Raw genomic sequence first — 13,753 nt, 5'->3', positions numbered from 1 at the left:
GGTCTAGGGGCGTGACTCGCGGGGGTGGCGGCTGGGGATGGCGGTCAGCAGGGTGAACAGGACCATGGCGGCCTGGGTGAGCAGGAGGACGCTGCGCAGGGCTGTCGGTTGTGCCGCCTGTACTTCTGCCGAGCGGGTCGGGAGGGAGACCGCCACCAGGTGGTTCCACGCGCGGACGATCGGGACCGGCCGGCCGTCGATCGTCGCCTTCCAGCCCGGTTCCTCCTCCGCCGCGATGACCAGCAGGCGGCCCGCCGGGCCGTCGGACACGCGGACCGCCACGGCCGGCGGGGCCGCCTCCACCGGCACGATGCCCGCCGCGCCCAGGTCCGTCGGCGCCTCGGCGCCCATGACCGCGCGGCGCGCCATCTCCGGGGACAGCAGCGTCACCTGACCGGCCGCGGGCTGCAGCCGCAGCACCGGCCTGCCGTCGGACGTCGGCGGGGCCTCCGCCACCAGGTCGCCCGCGGACTCCCGCAGCGCGGTCGCCTCCTCCTCGGTGGGCACCACCAGGAACAGCACGCCGGACGCGGCCGCCTGCGCGACCCCCACCTTCGGGTCCGCGCGCAGCACCTCCGCGAGGCCGCGCATGCCCGCCGCCTCGTCGACCGGCGCCAGGTCGTCGTCGCCGAACGCGGGCATGCGGCCCGCGGCCATGCTGGGTTCGCCGTCGGACAGCACCAGCACCCAGCGGCCCGTGTCGGCGAGCTCCCGCTGCAACGTGTTCGCCAGGTGCGGCGCGCCCGTCGCCAGCGGCCCGGCCGGCCCGGCCACCACCGCGCCGACCGCGAGCCCCAGCACCCCGAGCACCCCCAGCACCGCCGCGGGCCGCACCCACGAGATCGACGGCCCGCCGGTCCGGCACACGCCGAGCAGCGCGTACAGCAGCCCCCACCCGGCGACCACCAGCCCGGCGCCCGCCCACCCGTACATGGCGGTCCCGCCGGTGATCGGGGTCGCGCCCATGAAGTGCACCAGCGCCACCGCGCAGCCGCCGAGCACCGCGAGCGCCAGCCCCGGGAACGCCGTCCGCCGCGGCCGCACGACGATGCCGACCAGCGCGAACGCGGCCACGACCAGCCCCACCACCGGCCACGCGCCGGGCCCGCCCGGGTTGAGCGACACGAGGTCCAGCAGCGACGTGACCGGCGTCGGCACGACCGCGCCGAGCCCGTGCACCACGACGCCCGGGTGCTGGATCACGACCGCGGGCCACGGCAGCAGCAGCGCGAGCGGCATGAGCACCACCACGAACAACGCGGCCACGCGCCGCCGCCCGGTGCCCCGGTAGCCGGGCACGACCACGAACCCGGCGAGCGCGTACGCGAGCAGCAGCAGGTGCACGAGCGGCGCGAAGGCCCCGATGATCGCCAGCCCGAACGCCGACGACGCGGCCGTCGACAGCCACGCCGACGAGTTGGTCCGCGACCGGCCGAGCAACGCGATGATGCCCGCGGTCACGGGTGGCACGAGCAGGTGCGCCACGACGACGTCGAGCCTGCCCTGCGCGACGGCGGCGGTCGCGGGCGGCAGCATCGCGTAGGCGGCGGCGACCAGGGCACGCACCCAGCGGTGCACCGGCAGCCGCCGCGTCGCCACGTAGGCGAACAGCCCGGACAGCGGCATGCTGCCCAGCAGGACCACGGCGACGGCCGCCTGTGTGCCGCCGAAGGGCGCCAGCACCGCGCCCAGCCCGCCGATGATCGCGAGCGCGGCGGGTGCGGGCGCGGCGGTGCCGCCCGCCACCGGGTGCCACGTCGCGAGGTAGGACGACCAGGTCGTCGCGAGGTCGGGCACGGGCAGCAGCCGCCCGCCCGCGAGGTCGATCCCGAGCCGGTCGCGGTGCACCCACAGCGCGAGCGCCAGCAAGCCGGCGAACAGCAGCACGGGCGGGGACAGCAGCACCTGCCGCGCGAACCGCGCCCGGTCCACCTCCACGAACACGAGGTCGGGCTTCGGCGGCGCGGACCCGTCACGCGGCACCGGCGACGGCCGCCGGTGCGGGCTGGGCCGCATGCCGTACGGCGTCTCCGCGTCCGGCACGGTCAGCGACACGGCGACCGCGGTGGCGGGCTGGCGCAGCCCGGCGGGCCGCCGCGGCCTGCCCGCGGCACCCGCGGGCAACGCGGCGGGACCGACCGGCAACCGGATCGACTCGACCGACGGCGCGGGCGCCTCGGCGGGCACGAGCATCCCCTCGGGCAGCCGCCCGAGCGCGGCGTCCGCCTGCAGCCGCCGCCGCACGAGGTGCGCGACCGACGCCCGCACCCCGTTGCGCAGCCTGGTCAACCGGGAGGTGAACAGTCCGCGAACACCGCGCACCCGCACGGTGGCGCGCCGCAGCGTCCTGCCTTCGAGCAGCCCGGCGCGCCCGCTGAGCACGTATCCGGCCGCGCCCAGTTCCGCGCGCGCCTCGACGAGCCGCCGCTGCATGCCGAACCCGAGCGCGCGCAGCAGCGACAGCAGCACCAGCCGCGGCACGCCGATCAGGAACGACGGCAGCGTGCAGTTCACGAGGAACGTCCGCACGGCCTGTGCCCGCTCGACGGCGGCGGTCGACGCACGGGGCGCGTCGACGCGCCGCAGTCCGTTGGTCACCGCGCGCGCGTGCCGCATGCGTGCCGCGGGCACGCACAGCACGACGCTGTCGGCGCGGTTGGCACGCCAGCCGAAGTCGATGTCCTCGCGCAGCAACGTGATCGCCGCGTCGAAGCCGCCGAGCCGCTCCCACAGGTCGCGCCGCACCAGCATGCCCGCGGACGGCACCGCGAGCACCTCGGTGCTCTGCCGGATCTCGTGCCCGAGCCGCGACCAATCCACTTCGGACGGTCCGAGCCCGGTCTGCCGGTGCCCGGACGCGTCCGTGGACAGACCGGCCTCGACCACGAGCCGGGGGTCGTCCCAGTCGAGCGCGAGCGGGCCGAGCACCCCGGCCGACGGTGCCGCCTCGGCCGCCGCGAGCAGCGTCGCGAGACATCTCGGGTCGGGTGCGCAGTCGTCGTGCAGCACCCAGATCCAGCCGCCGGGGTCGCCCCACCGTTCGATGGCGGCGGACACCGCGTCCTGGACGGCCGCCGCGAAACCGGTTTCCCGGTCCCGCGTGAGCACGCCGTCGAGCACGCGGTCCTCACCGCGCGCGGCCTCGCTCAGCAGACGTGGCGTCTCGTCGAGCGAGCCGGTGTCGACCGCGAGCACGTGCCGCGGCCGGGGCGTCGACGCGCGCAACGCCGCCAACGCCTCCGGCAGCCACTCCTCGCCGTCATGGCAGACCAGTACCGCGAGCACCGGCGCGGTGCGCAGTACCGGGGTGGTCCCCCTGGGGCCGAGACGTGGCATTCGCACAAGATGCCATGAACCCGGCCCGCTTTGCTGCTACACCGCGCGTTTCTTCAGCTTGCGCCGCTCCCGCTCGGACAGCCCGCCCCAGATGCCGAACCGCTCGTCGTGCCCGAGTGCGTACTCGAGGCACTCCGCGCGGACCTCACAGCCCTGGCAGATGCGCTTGGCTTCCCGGGTGGACCCACCCTTCTCCGGGAAGAACGCCTCCGGGTCCGTCTGCGCGCACAGGGCGCGCTCCTGCCACTCCTGTTCCTCGGTGTCGTCGAACAGCTCGGCGAGCACGCCCAACTCCTCGTACGGGCGCTCCCCCCACTCCACGACGCCACCACTCCCACTGGTCGGATCGTTCAGTTCGATTCCCTGCATGCCCGTCCGCCTCCTCGCCTTTCGCGCTCCCCGGGTTGGCGGACACCACCCACCACTACTCCACTCGTGGCGAATGACATCGATGTGATTACACCCGTGTAGTCGCGGCGCGTCAAGCGAAGCACCCGGGCGGGTGATGCCCTATAGGGCAAACGGAAACGACTCGACGAGATGTCGCAATATCAGGAAAACGCAACACCCGCACGGCGAGCGACAGCACAACATTGGCAGACTCGTGGTGTGCAGCGATCAGCGGTCCGGCCCTCGCCCGTGTTCCTGGCCATCCTCGCCATCAGCATCGGCGGCGGCGTGCTCGTCGCGTTCAGCGACGCGATCCCCTACAGCTACCCGGACGTGATGGCGAACGCGGGCACGTTCCTGATGGTGCTCGCGGGCTGGGGTGTCTCCCTGTGCCTGCACGAGTTCGGGCACGCGTTCGTCGCCTACCGCGGTGGTGACCGCGAGGTCTACTTCAAGGGCTATCTCACGCTCGACCCGCGCAAGTACACGGACCCGGTCTTCAGCCTCGTGCTGCCGTTGCTGATCCTGGCGATCGGCGGCATCCCGCTGCCGGGTGGCGCGGTGTTCATCAACCACTACTCGTTGCGCAACAAGCGCGTCGAGTCGATGGTGTCGCTCGCCGGGCCGTTCTTCAACCTGCTGCTCGGCGTCCTGCTGATGATCTCGGTGGCCGTGTTCCAGCCCACGTTCTGGCTGGCGGCGGCGCTGTCCTACCTCGCCATGCTGCAGATCATCGCGTTCGTGCTGAACATCCTGCCGATCCCGGGCCTGGACGGCTGGGGCGCGATCGAGCCGTGGCTGTCGCCGGAGCTGCAGCGGTTCGGCGCGAAGGCGCGGCCGTGGGCGCCGTTGATCCTCTTCGCCTGCCTGATCGGCCTTCCCGCATTCCGGGACGCGTTCTTCACGGTCGCCGACAACGTCTACGAACTCGTGGGTGGCGATTCTCTCCTCGCCCAGTTCGGTGGGCTCGCGTTCCAGTTCTGGCGGTGAGGCACGATTGGCACCGTGAATGTCGTAGTACTGGTCGGCGGTGTCGGTGGGGCGCGGTTCCTGCAGGGGGTGAAGCACGCGCTCGGCCCGGGGCACGAGATCACGGCGATCGTGAACACCGGGGACGACGTGTGGCTGCACGGGCTGCGGATCTGCCCGGACCTGGACACGTGCATGTACACGCTCGGCGGCGGGATCGACACCGAGCGCGGGTGGGGGCGCACCGGCGAGACGTGGACCGTCAAGGACGAGCTGGCGGCCTACGACGCGGGCTCCGAGTGGTTCGGGCTGGGTGACAAGGACATCGCCACGCACCTCGTCCGGACCAGGATGCTGCGCGCAGGCTACCCGTTGTCGCAGGTCACCGAGGCCCTGTGCGCCCGGTGGCAGCCCGGCGTGCGGCTGCTGCCGATGACCGACGACCGGGTCGAGACCCACGTGGTGATCGACGACCCGGACAGCGGCGAGCGGGCGGCCGTGCACTTCCAGGAGTGGTGGATCCGGCACCGGGCCGCGCTGCCCGCGCACTCGATCCTGCCGATCGGCGCGGACGAGGCGACGCCCGCGCCGGGTGTGCTCGACGCCATCGCCGCCGCGGACGTGATCTTGCTCGCGCCGTCGAACCCGGTGGTGAGCGTCGGCACGATCCTCGCCGTGCCGGGCGTGCGGACGGCGCTGGTGAAGGCCGACGCGAAGATCGTCGGGATCTCCCCGATCGTCAACGACAAACCGGTGCGGGGCATGGCGGACGCGTGCCTGACCGCGATCGGCGTCGAGACCACGGCGGAGGCCGTCGGGCGGCACTACGGGGCCCGGTCGAGCGCGGACGGGCTCCTCGACGGCTGGCTCGTGCACACCGGCGACCCGGCGACCGTGCCGGACGTCGAGGTGCGCGCGATCCCGCTGCTGATGTCCGATGTGGACGCCACGGCCGCGATGGTGCGCGCCGCCTTCGACCTCGCGGGAGTCTCCTCGTGAGCGATCACGCCGCGGCCGGGAAGGTCGAGATCCTGCCGGTCGCGGGGCTGCCCGAGTTCCGGCCGGGCGACGACCTCTCCGGTGCGATCGCGAACGCGGCGCGCTGGCTGCGGTCGGGCGACATCGTCGTGGTGACGAGCAAGATCGTGTCCAAAGTGGAGGGACGGCTGGTGCGCGTGCCCGCCGACCCCGACGAGCGGGACCGGATCCGCCGCCGCCTGGTGTTCGAGGAGTCGGTGCGGATCATCGCCCGCAAGGCGCGGACGCTCATCACCGAGAACCACCTCGGCATCGTGCAGGCGGCGTCCGGCATCGACGCCTCCAACGTGGCCGCCGACGAGCTGGCGCTGCTGCCCGCCGACCCGGACGCGTCGGCGTTCGCGCTGCGGCGCGGGCTGCGCGAACGGCTCGGCGTCGAGGTCGCGGTGGTCATCACCGACACGATGGGCCGCGCGTGGCGGGTCGGGCAGACCGACGCCGCGATCGGGTCGTCCGGCCTGCGGGTGCTGCACGGCTACCGCGGCCAGGTCGACCGGCAGGGCAACGAGCTGGCGGTCACCGAGATCGCGGTGGCCGACGAGGTCGCGGCGGCCGCCGACCTGGTGAAGGGCAAGCTCGGCGCGATGCCGGTCGCGGTCGTGCGCGGCCTGGAGATCGGCTCGGAGACCTCGACCGCCCGCGACCTGGTGCGGCCGGTCGACGAGGACCTGTTCCGGCTGGGCACTGAGGAGGCCATCGCGCAGGGCAGGCGCGAGGCGGCCCTGCTGGGCCCGGTCCGGTCGTTCACCGGCGAGCCCGTCGCCGAGGAGGTGCTGCGGGACGCCGTCGCCGCCGCGCTGACCGGGGCCGACGTCCGGCTCGCGCACGTGGCCGAGGGGCGCAAGCGGCTGCTGGACGAGCTGGCGATCGACGCGCCGGAGGTCGTGCTGCTGGCCGGTGACGCGTTCGAGGTGGGTGCCGCCGTGCGGAACCTGGTGGCGGCGCTCGCGGCCGAGGGTCTCGGCGCGCACTGGCTGCCCGTCCCGCCCGCTGTGCGGGTCATGCTGGACCTGCCGTGGACACCGCTGTGCGCGGTCGCACTGGGGCACCCGGCTGCGCCGCTCACCCCGCACACCCCCGCTGACCTCGACGAACGGTTCCTGCAACGATGAGCCTGCACGACGACGCGTACGCCACCCTCGCCGACTGGCGCCCGGCGGACCCCGGCCAGCGGTCGCTGCGGGAGGCGTTCCTCGGGTTCATGGCCGCCCGCCCGGACGCGTGCAAGCGGTCCTGCGCACCCGGGCACATCACGGCGTCCGCGCTGGTCCTCGACGCGACCGGCGCCGAGGTGCTGCTGACGCTGCACCCGCGCGTCGGCGCGTGGCTGCAGCTCGGCGGGCACTGCGAGGAGACCGACGAGACGCTGGTGGGCGCCGCGCTACGGGAGGCGGCCGAGGAGTCGGGCATCGACGGCCTGACGATCGCGCCGACGCCGCTGCACGTGGACGTGCACCCGATCACGTGCTCGCTCGGCGTGCCGACCAGGCACTTCGACGTGCGGTTCCTCGTCACCGCGCCCGCGGGCGCGCAGCCGGTGCGCAGTGACGAGTCACTCGACCTGCGCTGGTGGCCGGTGAACGGGCTACCGCCGGACCCGACGGGCACGACCGGTCTCGACGCCATGCTGGCCGCCGTCTGAGCCCATCGCGTGGGACCGGTCGACCAGATCGGTCATGGCCTGCTGGAACTCGCGGCGCCGTGCCTCGCTCCAGCCCTCGGCCAGCCGGTCGAAGACCTGTTCCTGCCACGCGCGGGCGTGCGCGAGCATGGCCTGCCCGGCCGGGGTGACCGCCGCCTCCCGCCTGCGGCCGTCGGTGTCCGACGTCCGCATGGTCAGGTACCCGGCCTCGGCCGCGCTCGTGACCAGCCGCGACGCCCCGCTCTGGTCGATGCCGATCTCGTGGGCCACGGCGCCGACGGTCGGCGCGGTGCCCCGCTCGGTCAGCGCGTGGACGGCCTCGGTGACCAGCACGAGCCTGCCCTGCTCGGCCTCGCCCGCCGACCGGCGCGACCAGTGCCGGACGAACGCGAACAGCACCTGCCCGGGGCCGGTCATTCGGTGGCCGCCATCTCGCGGCAGATGAAGGCCAGCTCCAGCGCCGAGCGCAGGTCGGGCAGCCGCAGCGCGGCGGTCACCTTGCCGCCCGTCACCCGGAACACCGTCGCCACCCTTGTCGGCGCCGTGCTCGCCGGCCAGGTGGCGTCCTGCTCGACGACCATCAGGCGGTCGCTGACCGGGTGCCACGACCGCGGGACCAGCCGGATCCCCGACCGCTCGACCCACTCCGCGAACCGGGCGGGCGTGATCGGCCCGGCCCCCTTCGGCCCGAGGACGACGACCGGGTCGCCGACCGCCCGTGCCGATCGCGCCAGGTCACCGTCGTTGACGCTCGCGTGCCACTCGCCGATGGCCGCTTCCACTGCCGGCTCCACCACCGAAGTGTATGCGAAACGCATACAAATGCGGTGTCGAAACCGGGTGCCCGGGTTCGTCGCGAAGGTGAGAGGACACACCCACCCGACGGAGGACACCGTGACGAACACGCAGGACAACCCCGCAGCCGGCCGCCCGCCCGTGGCCGACATGGCCACGTGGCAGGCCGCGCGCGACGAGCTGCTGGTCCGCGAGAAGGCCCACACCCGTGAGGGCGACGCCATCGCCGCGGCCCGCAGGCGGCTGCCGATGGTGGAGTTCGACGGGACCGTCGAGGTCGTCGGACCGGACGGTCCGGTCCCGTTCCTGGACCTGTTCCAGGGCCGCGACGAGCTCGTCGTCTACAAGCACATGTGGTACGACGGCGCACCGCACCAGGGTCAGTGCGAGGGCTGCACCACCACCGCCTGGCACCTCCAGGACGCCAGTTATCTCCACGCGCGCGGTGTCTCGTTCGCCGTCCTGACCACCGGCGTGTGGGACGAGGTGGCCCCCTACCTGGACTTCATGGGCTACACGCAGCCCTGGTACTCGGTACGCGGTGTGGACGGGCCCGCCGGCGGTCACATGGGCTACCTCACCAGCTACCTGCGCGACGGCGACCGCGTGTTCCTCACCTACTCGACCACGGGCCGCGGCAACGAGCGGGTCAACGCGGCCATGGGCCTGCTCGACATGACGCCCTACGGCCGCGGCGAGGCGTGGGAGGACAACCCCGGCGGCCGGCCCGAGGGGCGTCACGCCTGCTGGTACTGGCGCACGGACGCGGACGGGAACGCCACGTGGGGCGGCACCGGCAGGCCGGTACCGCAGTGGACCCGCCCCGGCGCGACCCCGGTGACGACCCTCGGCCGGGGCGCCGGCCCGCACTGACGGTCACATCTCGCGGTAGTCCTTCGGGGCGAAGCGCGGGCCGAAGCGGGGTTTGCCGGGGCCGCCCGCCTCGATGTAGCGGACCACGCGGTGGCGGTGCGGCGCGTACGGGCGCAGGACCTCGAGCATCCCCTGGTCGTCGACCTTGCGGCCGAGCAGCGCGTAACCGACCAGCCCGGGGATGTGGAAGTCGCCGACGCTGACCGCGTCCGCGTCGCCCCACGCGCGCTGCGCGATCTCCGCCGCGGTCCAGTACCCGATGCCCGGCACCTTCCGCAGCAGGTCACGGCCCGCGCGGCCGCGCAGCTCGACGGCCTTCTCCAGCTGGTGCGCGACGCGGGCCGCGGCCACGATCGCCTTGCGGCGGGCCAGGTCGACACCCGCCCTGTGCCACGCCCAGTCGGGGATGGCCTCGACCGCCCGCGGGGTCGGCGGCGCGAACATGCCCTCGGGCGCCGGGCCGGGCGCGGGGGTGCCGTAGCGGCGGCACAGGTCGCGCCACGAGCGGCGGGCCTCGTAGCCGGTGACCTTCTGTTCCAGCACGGACGGCACCAGCAGGTCCCACACCCGGCCGGTCGCGCCGAGCCGCAGCGCGGGCATCCGCTTGCGCAGCTCGGCGATGAGCGGGTGGTGGGCCCGGAAGTCGGAGTCGTCGTCCTCGGCGCCGAGCAGCGCGGGCACGCCGTCGAGGAGCACCTGCGCGCCGTCGCCCCACGCCATGGCGTGCACCTCGCCGTCGCGGCGGCCGAGCGCGAGCGTGCCGACACCCGCCGGGGTGTTGGCGGCCAGCCACGTCACGCCGGCCGGGGTGACGCGGAACGCCGGGTCGGCGTGCCCCCTGCGCAGCGGCCGGAGCACGGCGGCCATGTCCAGCGGGAAGTCCGGCCGCCAGGTGCGCTCACGAGATGCCTGCACGAGCGGCCAGGCTACCCCGTTATGTTGGGTGGATGAGCGACCTGCACATGGTGGTGCCCGCGGGCGGCAGCGGCACCCGGCTGTGGCCGCTGTCCCGTGCCGCGAACCCGAAGTTCCTGCACGCGCTGACGGGCACCGACCGCTCGCTGCTGCAGGCGACGTTCGACCGGCTCGCCCCGCTGTGCACGGCGCAGAACCTGCTGGTGGTGACCGGTGTCGCGCACGCGACGTCGGTGGCGCGGCAGCTGCCGGAACTGCCGGAGCGCAACATCCTCGTCGAGCCGTTCGCGCGTGACTCCTGCGCCGCGATCGCGCTGGCCGCCGCCGTCATCGAGGAGCGGTCGCCGGGCGGGGTGATGGCGTCGTTCGCCGCCGACCACCTGATCGCCGACACCGCCGCGTTCTCCGACGTGGTGCGGGACGCGATCGCGGGCGCCCGCGACGGCAAGCTCATGACCATCGGCATCACCCCGACCCGGCCCGAGACCGGCTACGGCTACCTGCAGCTGTCCGCGCCGGCGGTGGCCGGGCAGCGCCAGCAGGTGCTGGAGTTCAAGGAGAAGCCGACCCTGTCCGTGGCCTCGGAGTACGTCGCGTCGGGCGAGTACCTGTGGAACGCGAGCATGTTCCTGTGGCGCACCGAGGTGTTCCTGGCCGAGCTGGCGGCCCGCCGCCCGGACGTGCACGACCCGGTCCGCGAGATCGCCCGCGCCTGGGACACCCCCGCCCAGGAGGCGGTGCTCGGCGAACTGTGGCCGACGATCCCGAAGGTGGCGGTCGAATACGCGGTGATGGAACCCGCGGCGGCGGAAGGCAAGGTCGCCACCGTTCCGGGTGACTTCGGCTGGAACGACATCGGCGACTTCGAAACGCTCGGTGAACTGCTGGGCGTCGACATCGACGGCGGCGGCCGCGTCGTGGACATGAGCGGCGCGCGCCCGCCGGTGGTCGTGGTCGACGGCGACGGCGTGATCGCCGTGCCCTGCTCGTCCCGGGTGATCGCGACGCTCGGCGTGCGCGACCTGATCGTCGTCGACACGGCCGACGCGGTGCTCGTGTGCCGCCGCGACCGCGCGCAGGACATCAAGAAGCTGACGGAGTTGCTAAGGGAAAAGGGTCACGCCGCGCACGTGTGATTTCCCGGATCTTCGCTGACGCGGAGCCGAATTAGGAATACCCTGGGCTCCGACATCGACACCGACACGCACAACGGCGACAGGGAGAGGTCGACGCATGGACCCCCGTGAGCGGGCCGACGCCATCCTGGCGCGGGCCCGAGCGCGAGGCGCCTTCGTGGTGACTCCGGAGAGCGCCGTATCGCCGATGGACGCCGCCAACACGCTGCAGATCCCGCGTGCCGTGGTGCGTGCCGCCGACGAGCAGGACCCCGAGCAGACGATGGTGGTGCCCGCCGCCGAGCTGCCTGCCATCGCGCAGGAGGCGCTGACGGACGTGGTGGCCGTGCCGCACCCCGGGCCGCGGTCCCGGCAGCGGCGCCTCGAGCAGCACCAGAACATGCTCGCCGCGCGCGAGGCCGCTCAGGCCCGCGAGCCGGAAGAGGTGGACGGCCTCGTGCCGACGGTCAAGGAACCGCCGTCGAGCGGAAGCCTCTCGCAGCGCCTCGAGGGCTGAGCCCCAGCTCTGGTCCCGGTTCTTCGGCCCTCCAGCGCGGCCACACGTCCTGAAAGGCGCGTTCAGGACGCGCGCCGAGCCGGGGCGTCAGCCCTTCTTCCTGGTCTCCGCCTTCAGGCGCAGTGCCAGACCCGCCTTCACGCCTGCCCGCACCGGGGCCCACCGCGGCCCCTTGTGCCGGTCGGCGATGAAGCGGTACGCGCTCTCGTGGTGCACGGCCAGCATGCGATCCGAGACCCGGGCGGTCGAGTGGCCCTGGATGTGGACCACCTCGGCGGACGGCACGTACACGTTCTGCCAGCCCGCCTTGCCCAGCCGGTCACCGAGGTCGACGTCCTCGAAGTACATGAAGTACCTGGTGTCGAAGCCGTCCACGGAGTCGAACGCCTCGCGGCGCATGAGGAGACAGGACCCGGACAGCCAGCCCGCCTCGCGTTCGACGACCGTGTCGACCTGCTTGTACGCCTTCGTCCACGGGTTCGACGGCCAGAACCGGCCGGCGACCGCGTGGCCGATGCCCTTCCCGATCGACGGGACCATGCGCGCGGACGGGTAGATCTCGCCCGTCGGCTGGCGGATCAGCGGGCCGAACGAGCCGCCGCGCGGCCAGCGGGCGGTGGCGTCCAGCAGGACGTCCAGTGCGCCGTCGCCGAACTCCAGGTCCGGGTTGGCCACCACGATCCAGCCGTACTCGGCGCCCAGGGTGGCCACGCCGCGGTTGGCGGCCGTGCCGTAGCCGAGGTTGCCGCCGGTGTGCAGGAGGGTCACGTTCGACCTGGCCGCCGCGGCGCGCTCCGGGGCGCCGTCGTCCGAGCCGTTGTCGGCCAGCACCACCGTGTACGGCCTGGTGGTCGCCTTCTCCAGCGTGTCGAGGCACCGGTCGAGCGTCTCGCCCGGCGAGTAGGTCACGATGACGACTGCCAGCTCCTGGCCATAATCCTCAGACACGCCGGAACATTCTGCCGGTCACCGCGAACGGCGGTGCGCCCGGTACGCCTTCTCGTACGCGACGCGATGTCCCTCCGCGCTCGTCAGCCACGAGAACTCCTTCGCCCTGCGCTGTGCCGCCGCCGCCAGCGTCGACCGCAGCGCCGGCTCGTCCAGCAGCTCCGTCAACGCCGCCGCGATGTCGCCCGCGCCGACGCCGCAGTACGCGACGGCGTCCCCGCCGACCTCCGGCAGCGCCAGCCTGCGGGTGGTGAGCACGCACGCGCCGCACGCCATGGCCTCCAGCACCGGCAGGCCGAAACCCTCGCCCAGCGACGGGTACGCCACGAGCGTCGCGCCGCCCAGGAAACCCGCCAGGTTCTGGAACGGGAGGTAGCCCGCGCGGATCACGCGCAGCCGGTGCGGCACGTCGTCCAGTGCGCGTTCCACCTGGCGGTCCCAGCCCGGCTGCCCGGCCAGCACCAGCGCGGGTGGTTCCGCGCGGCCCCGGCACGCCGCCGCGAAGCCCCTGATCAGCGCCGGGACGTTCTTGCGTGGTTCCAGCGCGCCGAGGAACGCCACGTACGGGGTGTCCGGGCCCAGCCCCACCAGCTGCCGCGCCGCCGACACCTCCTCCAGCGTCGGCACGTGGAAGCGGTCGTTGTCCACGCCGTGCTGGATGATCTCCAGGCGGTCCTGCCTGGCCCCCGCCACCCGCGCCAGCTCGGCGGCCGTCGCCGCCGACGGGACCACGCACAGGGACGCCCTGACCAGCGCGGTGCGGGTCCACGCGCGGAAGAAGCGGGCCTTGATCGAGTGGTGCAGCACCGCGTCGGTGAAGAACGTGGCGTCGTGCAGGGTCACCACGGAGGCCTTCGTGTTGGCCAGCGCCGTCGTGTAGTGCGGGGAGTGCAGCACGTCCACGCCGAGGCGGCGGATGAGCCTCGGCAGCGTCGTCTGCTCCCAGGTCAGCCGCGCGGTGCGGGTGGCGTTCGACTCCGACGTCGGCACGATCCGCGAGCGCGGCGCCAGCCTGCCGTACAGCTCCACGTCCCTCGGCTGGCAGACCACCGAGATCGGCGCGCCGTCCGAGTCGAGCGCGTACACGAGCGAGTCCACGTACCTGCCGACGCCGCCGCGATCCGCCGGGACGGCGGTCGCGTCGATCAGCACGCGGGGTTCGGCCACGGGTAGCAGACTACGACTGCCGATACCGCCCCTTGTCCCGACTGGGTG

At 73.6% G+C, this 13,753-nt stretch carries 14 protein-coding genes; 7 read left to right on the top strand and 7 right to left on the bottom strand.

Annotated elements, in window-relative coordinates; translation table 11 throughout:
- Window positions 1–3: 3 nt before the first annotated feature.
- Together ACYQ77_RS04090 and ACYQ77_RS04085 are read right to left on the bottom strand one after the other, a co-directional pair.
- Window positions 4–3,336, bottom strand: coding sequence for a glycosyltransferase (locus ACYQ77_RS04090; protein ID WP_459707511.1), 3,333 nt, complete (start codon window positions 3,334–3,336; stop codon window positions 4–6).
- A gap of 36 nt (window positions 3,337–3,372) precedes the next feature.
- Window positions 3,373–3,705, bottom strand: coding sequence for a WhiB family transcriptional regulator (locus ACYQ77_RS04085; protein WP_459707510.1), 333 nt, complete (start codon window positions 3,703–3,705; stop codon window positions 3,373–3,375).
- A 240-nt stretch (window positions 3,706–3,945) separates the two neighbouring features.
- Here ACYQ77_RS04085 and ACYQ77_RS04080 point away from each other — a divergent pair, with 240 nt between their 5' ends.
- The 4 genes from ACYQ77_RS04080 to ACYQ77_RS04065 are packed head-to-tail and all read left to right on the top strand — an operon-like array spanning window position 3,946 to window position 7,375.
- Window positions 3,946–4,716, top strand: a complete 771-nt coding sequence (locus ACYQ77_RS04080) for a site-2 protease family protein (RefSeq protein ID WP_459707508.1) — start codon at window positions 3,946–3,948, stop codon at window positions 4,714–4,716.
- Between the two features lie 15 nt (window positions 4,717–4,731).
- A complete protein-coding gene (gene cofD / locus ACYQ77_RS04075; protein WP_459707506.1) occupies window positions 4,732–5,694 on the top strand; it encodes a 2-phospho-L-lactate transferase in 963 nt (320 codons plus the stop codon).
- On the top strand, window positions 5,691–6,845 hold the full coding sequence (locus tag ACYQ77_RS04070) for a coenzyme F420-0:L-glutamate ligase (RefSeq protein WP_459707504.1): 1,155 nt from the start codon (window positions 5,691–5,693) through the stop codon (window positions 6,843–6,845). Before cofD ends, ACYQ77_RS04070 begins: the two co-directional genes overlap by 4 nt.
- Entirely contained in the window at window positions 6,842–7,375 is a 534-nt protein-coding gene (locus tag ACYQ77_RS04065) for an NUDIX hydrolase (protein ID WP_459707502.1), read from the top strand. The genes ACYQ77_RS04070 and ACYQ77_RS04065 overlap by 4 nt, the downstream gene beginning before the upstream one ends.
- Here ACYQ77_RS04065 and ACYQ77_RS04060 read toward each other — a convergent pair.
- Complete coding sequence (locus tag ACYQ77_RS04060; protein ID WP_459707501.1) at window positions 7,319–7,792, bottom strand: MarR family winged helix-turn-helix transcriptional regulator; 474 nt, start codon at window positions 7,790–7,792, stop codon at window positions 7,319–7,321. The genes ACYQ77_RS04065 and ACYQ77_RS04060 overlap by 57 nt on opposite strands.
- Window positions 7,789–8,169, bottom strand: coding sequence for a hypothetical protein (locus ACYQ77_RS04055; RefSeq protein WP_459707499.1), 381 nt, complete (start codon window positions 8,167–8,169; stop codon window positions 7,789–7,791). Before ACYQ77_RS04055 ends, ACYQ77_RS04060 begins: the two co-directional genes overlap by 4 nt.
- Before the next feature lie 100 nt (window positions 8,170–8,269).
- Between ACYQ77_RS04055 and ACYQ77_RS04050 the strand changes: the two genes are divergently transcribed.
- Window positions 8,270–9,043: a DUF899 family protein gene (locus tag ACYQ77_RS04050; protein ID WP_459707497.1), complete on the top strand. Its 774-nt coding sequence runs from the start codon at window positions 8,270–8,272 to the stop codon at window positions 9,041–9,043.
- Between the two features lie 3 nt (window positions 9,044–9,046).
- Here ACYQ77_RS04050 and ACYQ77_RS04045 read toward each other — a convergent pair whose 3' ends face one another.
- A complete protein-coding gene (locus ACYQ77_RS04045) occupies window positions 9,047–9,910 on the bottom strand; it encodes a DNA-3-methyladenine glycosylase family protein (RefSeq protein ID WP_459708147.1) in 864 nt (287 codons plus the stop codon).
- Between the two features lie 80 nt (window positions 9,911–9,990).
- Here ACYQ77_RS04045 and ACYQ77_RS04040 point away from each other — a divergent pair, with 80 nt between their 5' ends.
- Window positions 9,991–11,094, top strand: coding sequence for a mannose-1-phosphate guanylyltransferase (locus ACYQ77_RS04040; protein ID WP_459707496.1), 1,104 nt, complete (start codon window positions 9,991–9,993; stop codon window positions 11,092–11,094).
- 97 nt (window positions 11,095–11,191) lie between these two features.
- Window positions 11,192–11,590, top strand: coding sequence for a hypothetical protein (locus ACYQ77_RS04035; RefSeq protein WP_459707494.1), 399 nt, complete (start codon window positions 11,192–11,194; stop codon window positions 11,588–11,590).
- A gap of 87 nt (window positions 11,591–11,677) precedes the next feature.
- On the opposite strand, the gene ACYQ77_RS04030 is transcribed toward ACYQ77_RS04035, so the two are convergent.
- The gene (locus ACYQ77_RS04030) at window positions 11,678–12,538 is read right to left on the bottom strand and encodes a glycosyltransferase family 2 protein (protein WP_459707492.1); all 861 of its coding nucleotides are present in this window, start codon (window positions 12,536–12,538) and stop codon (window positions 11,678–11,680) included.
- An 18-nt stretch (window positions 12,539–12,556) separates the two neighbouring features.
- Window positions 12,557–13,690, bottom strand: a complete 1,134-nt coding sequence (locus ACYQ77_RS04025; RefSeq protein WP_459708145.1) for a glycosyltransferase family 4 protein — start codon at window positions 13,688–13,690, stop codon at window positions 12,557–12,559.
- Window positions 13,691–13,753 lie beyond the last annotated feature (63 nt).

The sequence above is a fragment of the Actinophytocola sp. KF-1 genome (assembly GCF_054661535.1).
Note: the sequence above shows the minus strand (reverse complement) of the source record. Positions and strands in the feature narration are given on the sequence as shown.

Excerpts from the sequence above, each read along its gene's own strand:
- ACYQ77_RS04090 (WP_459707511.1), bottom strand. The coding sequence starts at position 3,336 with ATGCCACGTCTCGGCCCCAGGGGGACCACCCCGGTACTGCGCACCGCG.
- ACYQ77_RS04085 (WP_459707510.1), bottom strand. The coding sequence starts at position 3,705 with ATGCAGGGAATCGAACTGAACGATCCGACCAGTGGGAGTGGTGGCGTC.
- ACYQ77_RS04065 (WP_459707502.1), top strand. The coding sequence starts at position 6,842 with ATGAGCCTGCACGACGACGCGTACGCCACCCTCGCCGACTGGCGCCCG.
- ACYQ77_RS04060 (WP_459707501.1), bottom strand. The coding sequence starts at position 7,792 with ATGACCGGCCCCGGGCAGGTGCTGTTCGCGTTCGTCCGGCACTGGTCG.
- ACYQ77_RS04045 (WP_459708147.1), bottom strand. The coding sequence starts at position 9,910 with ATGGCCGCCGTGCTCCGGCCGCTGCGCAGGGGGCACGCCGACCCGGCG.
- ACYQ77_RS04040 (WP_459707496.1), top strand. The coding sequence starts at position 9,991 with ATGAGCGACCTGCACATGGTGGTGCCCGCGGGCGGCAGCGGCACCCGG.
- ACYQ77_RS04035 (WP_459707494.1), top strand. The coding sequence starts at position 11,192 with ATGGACCCCCGTGAGCGGGCCGACGCCATCCTGGCGCGGGCCCGAGCG.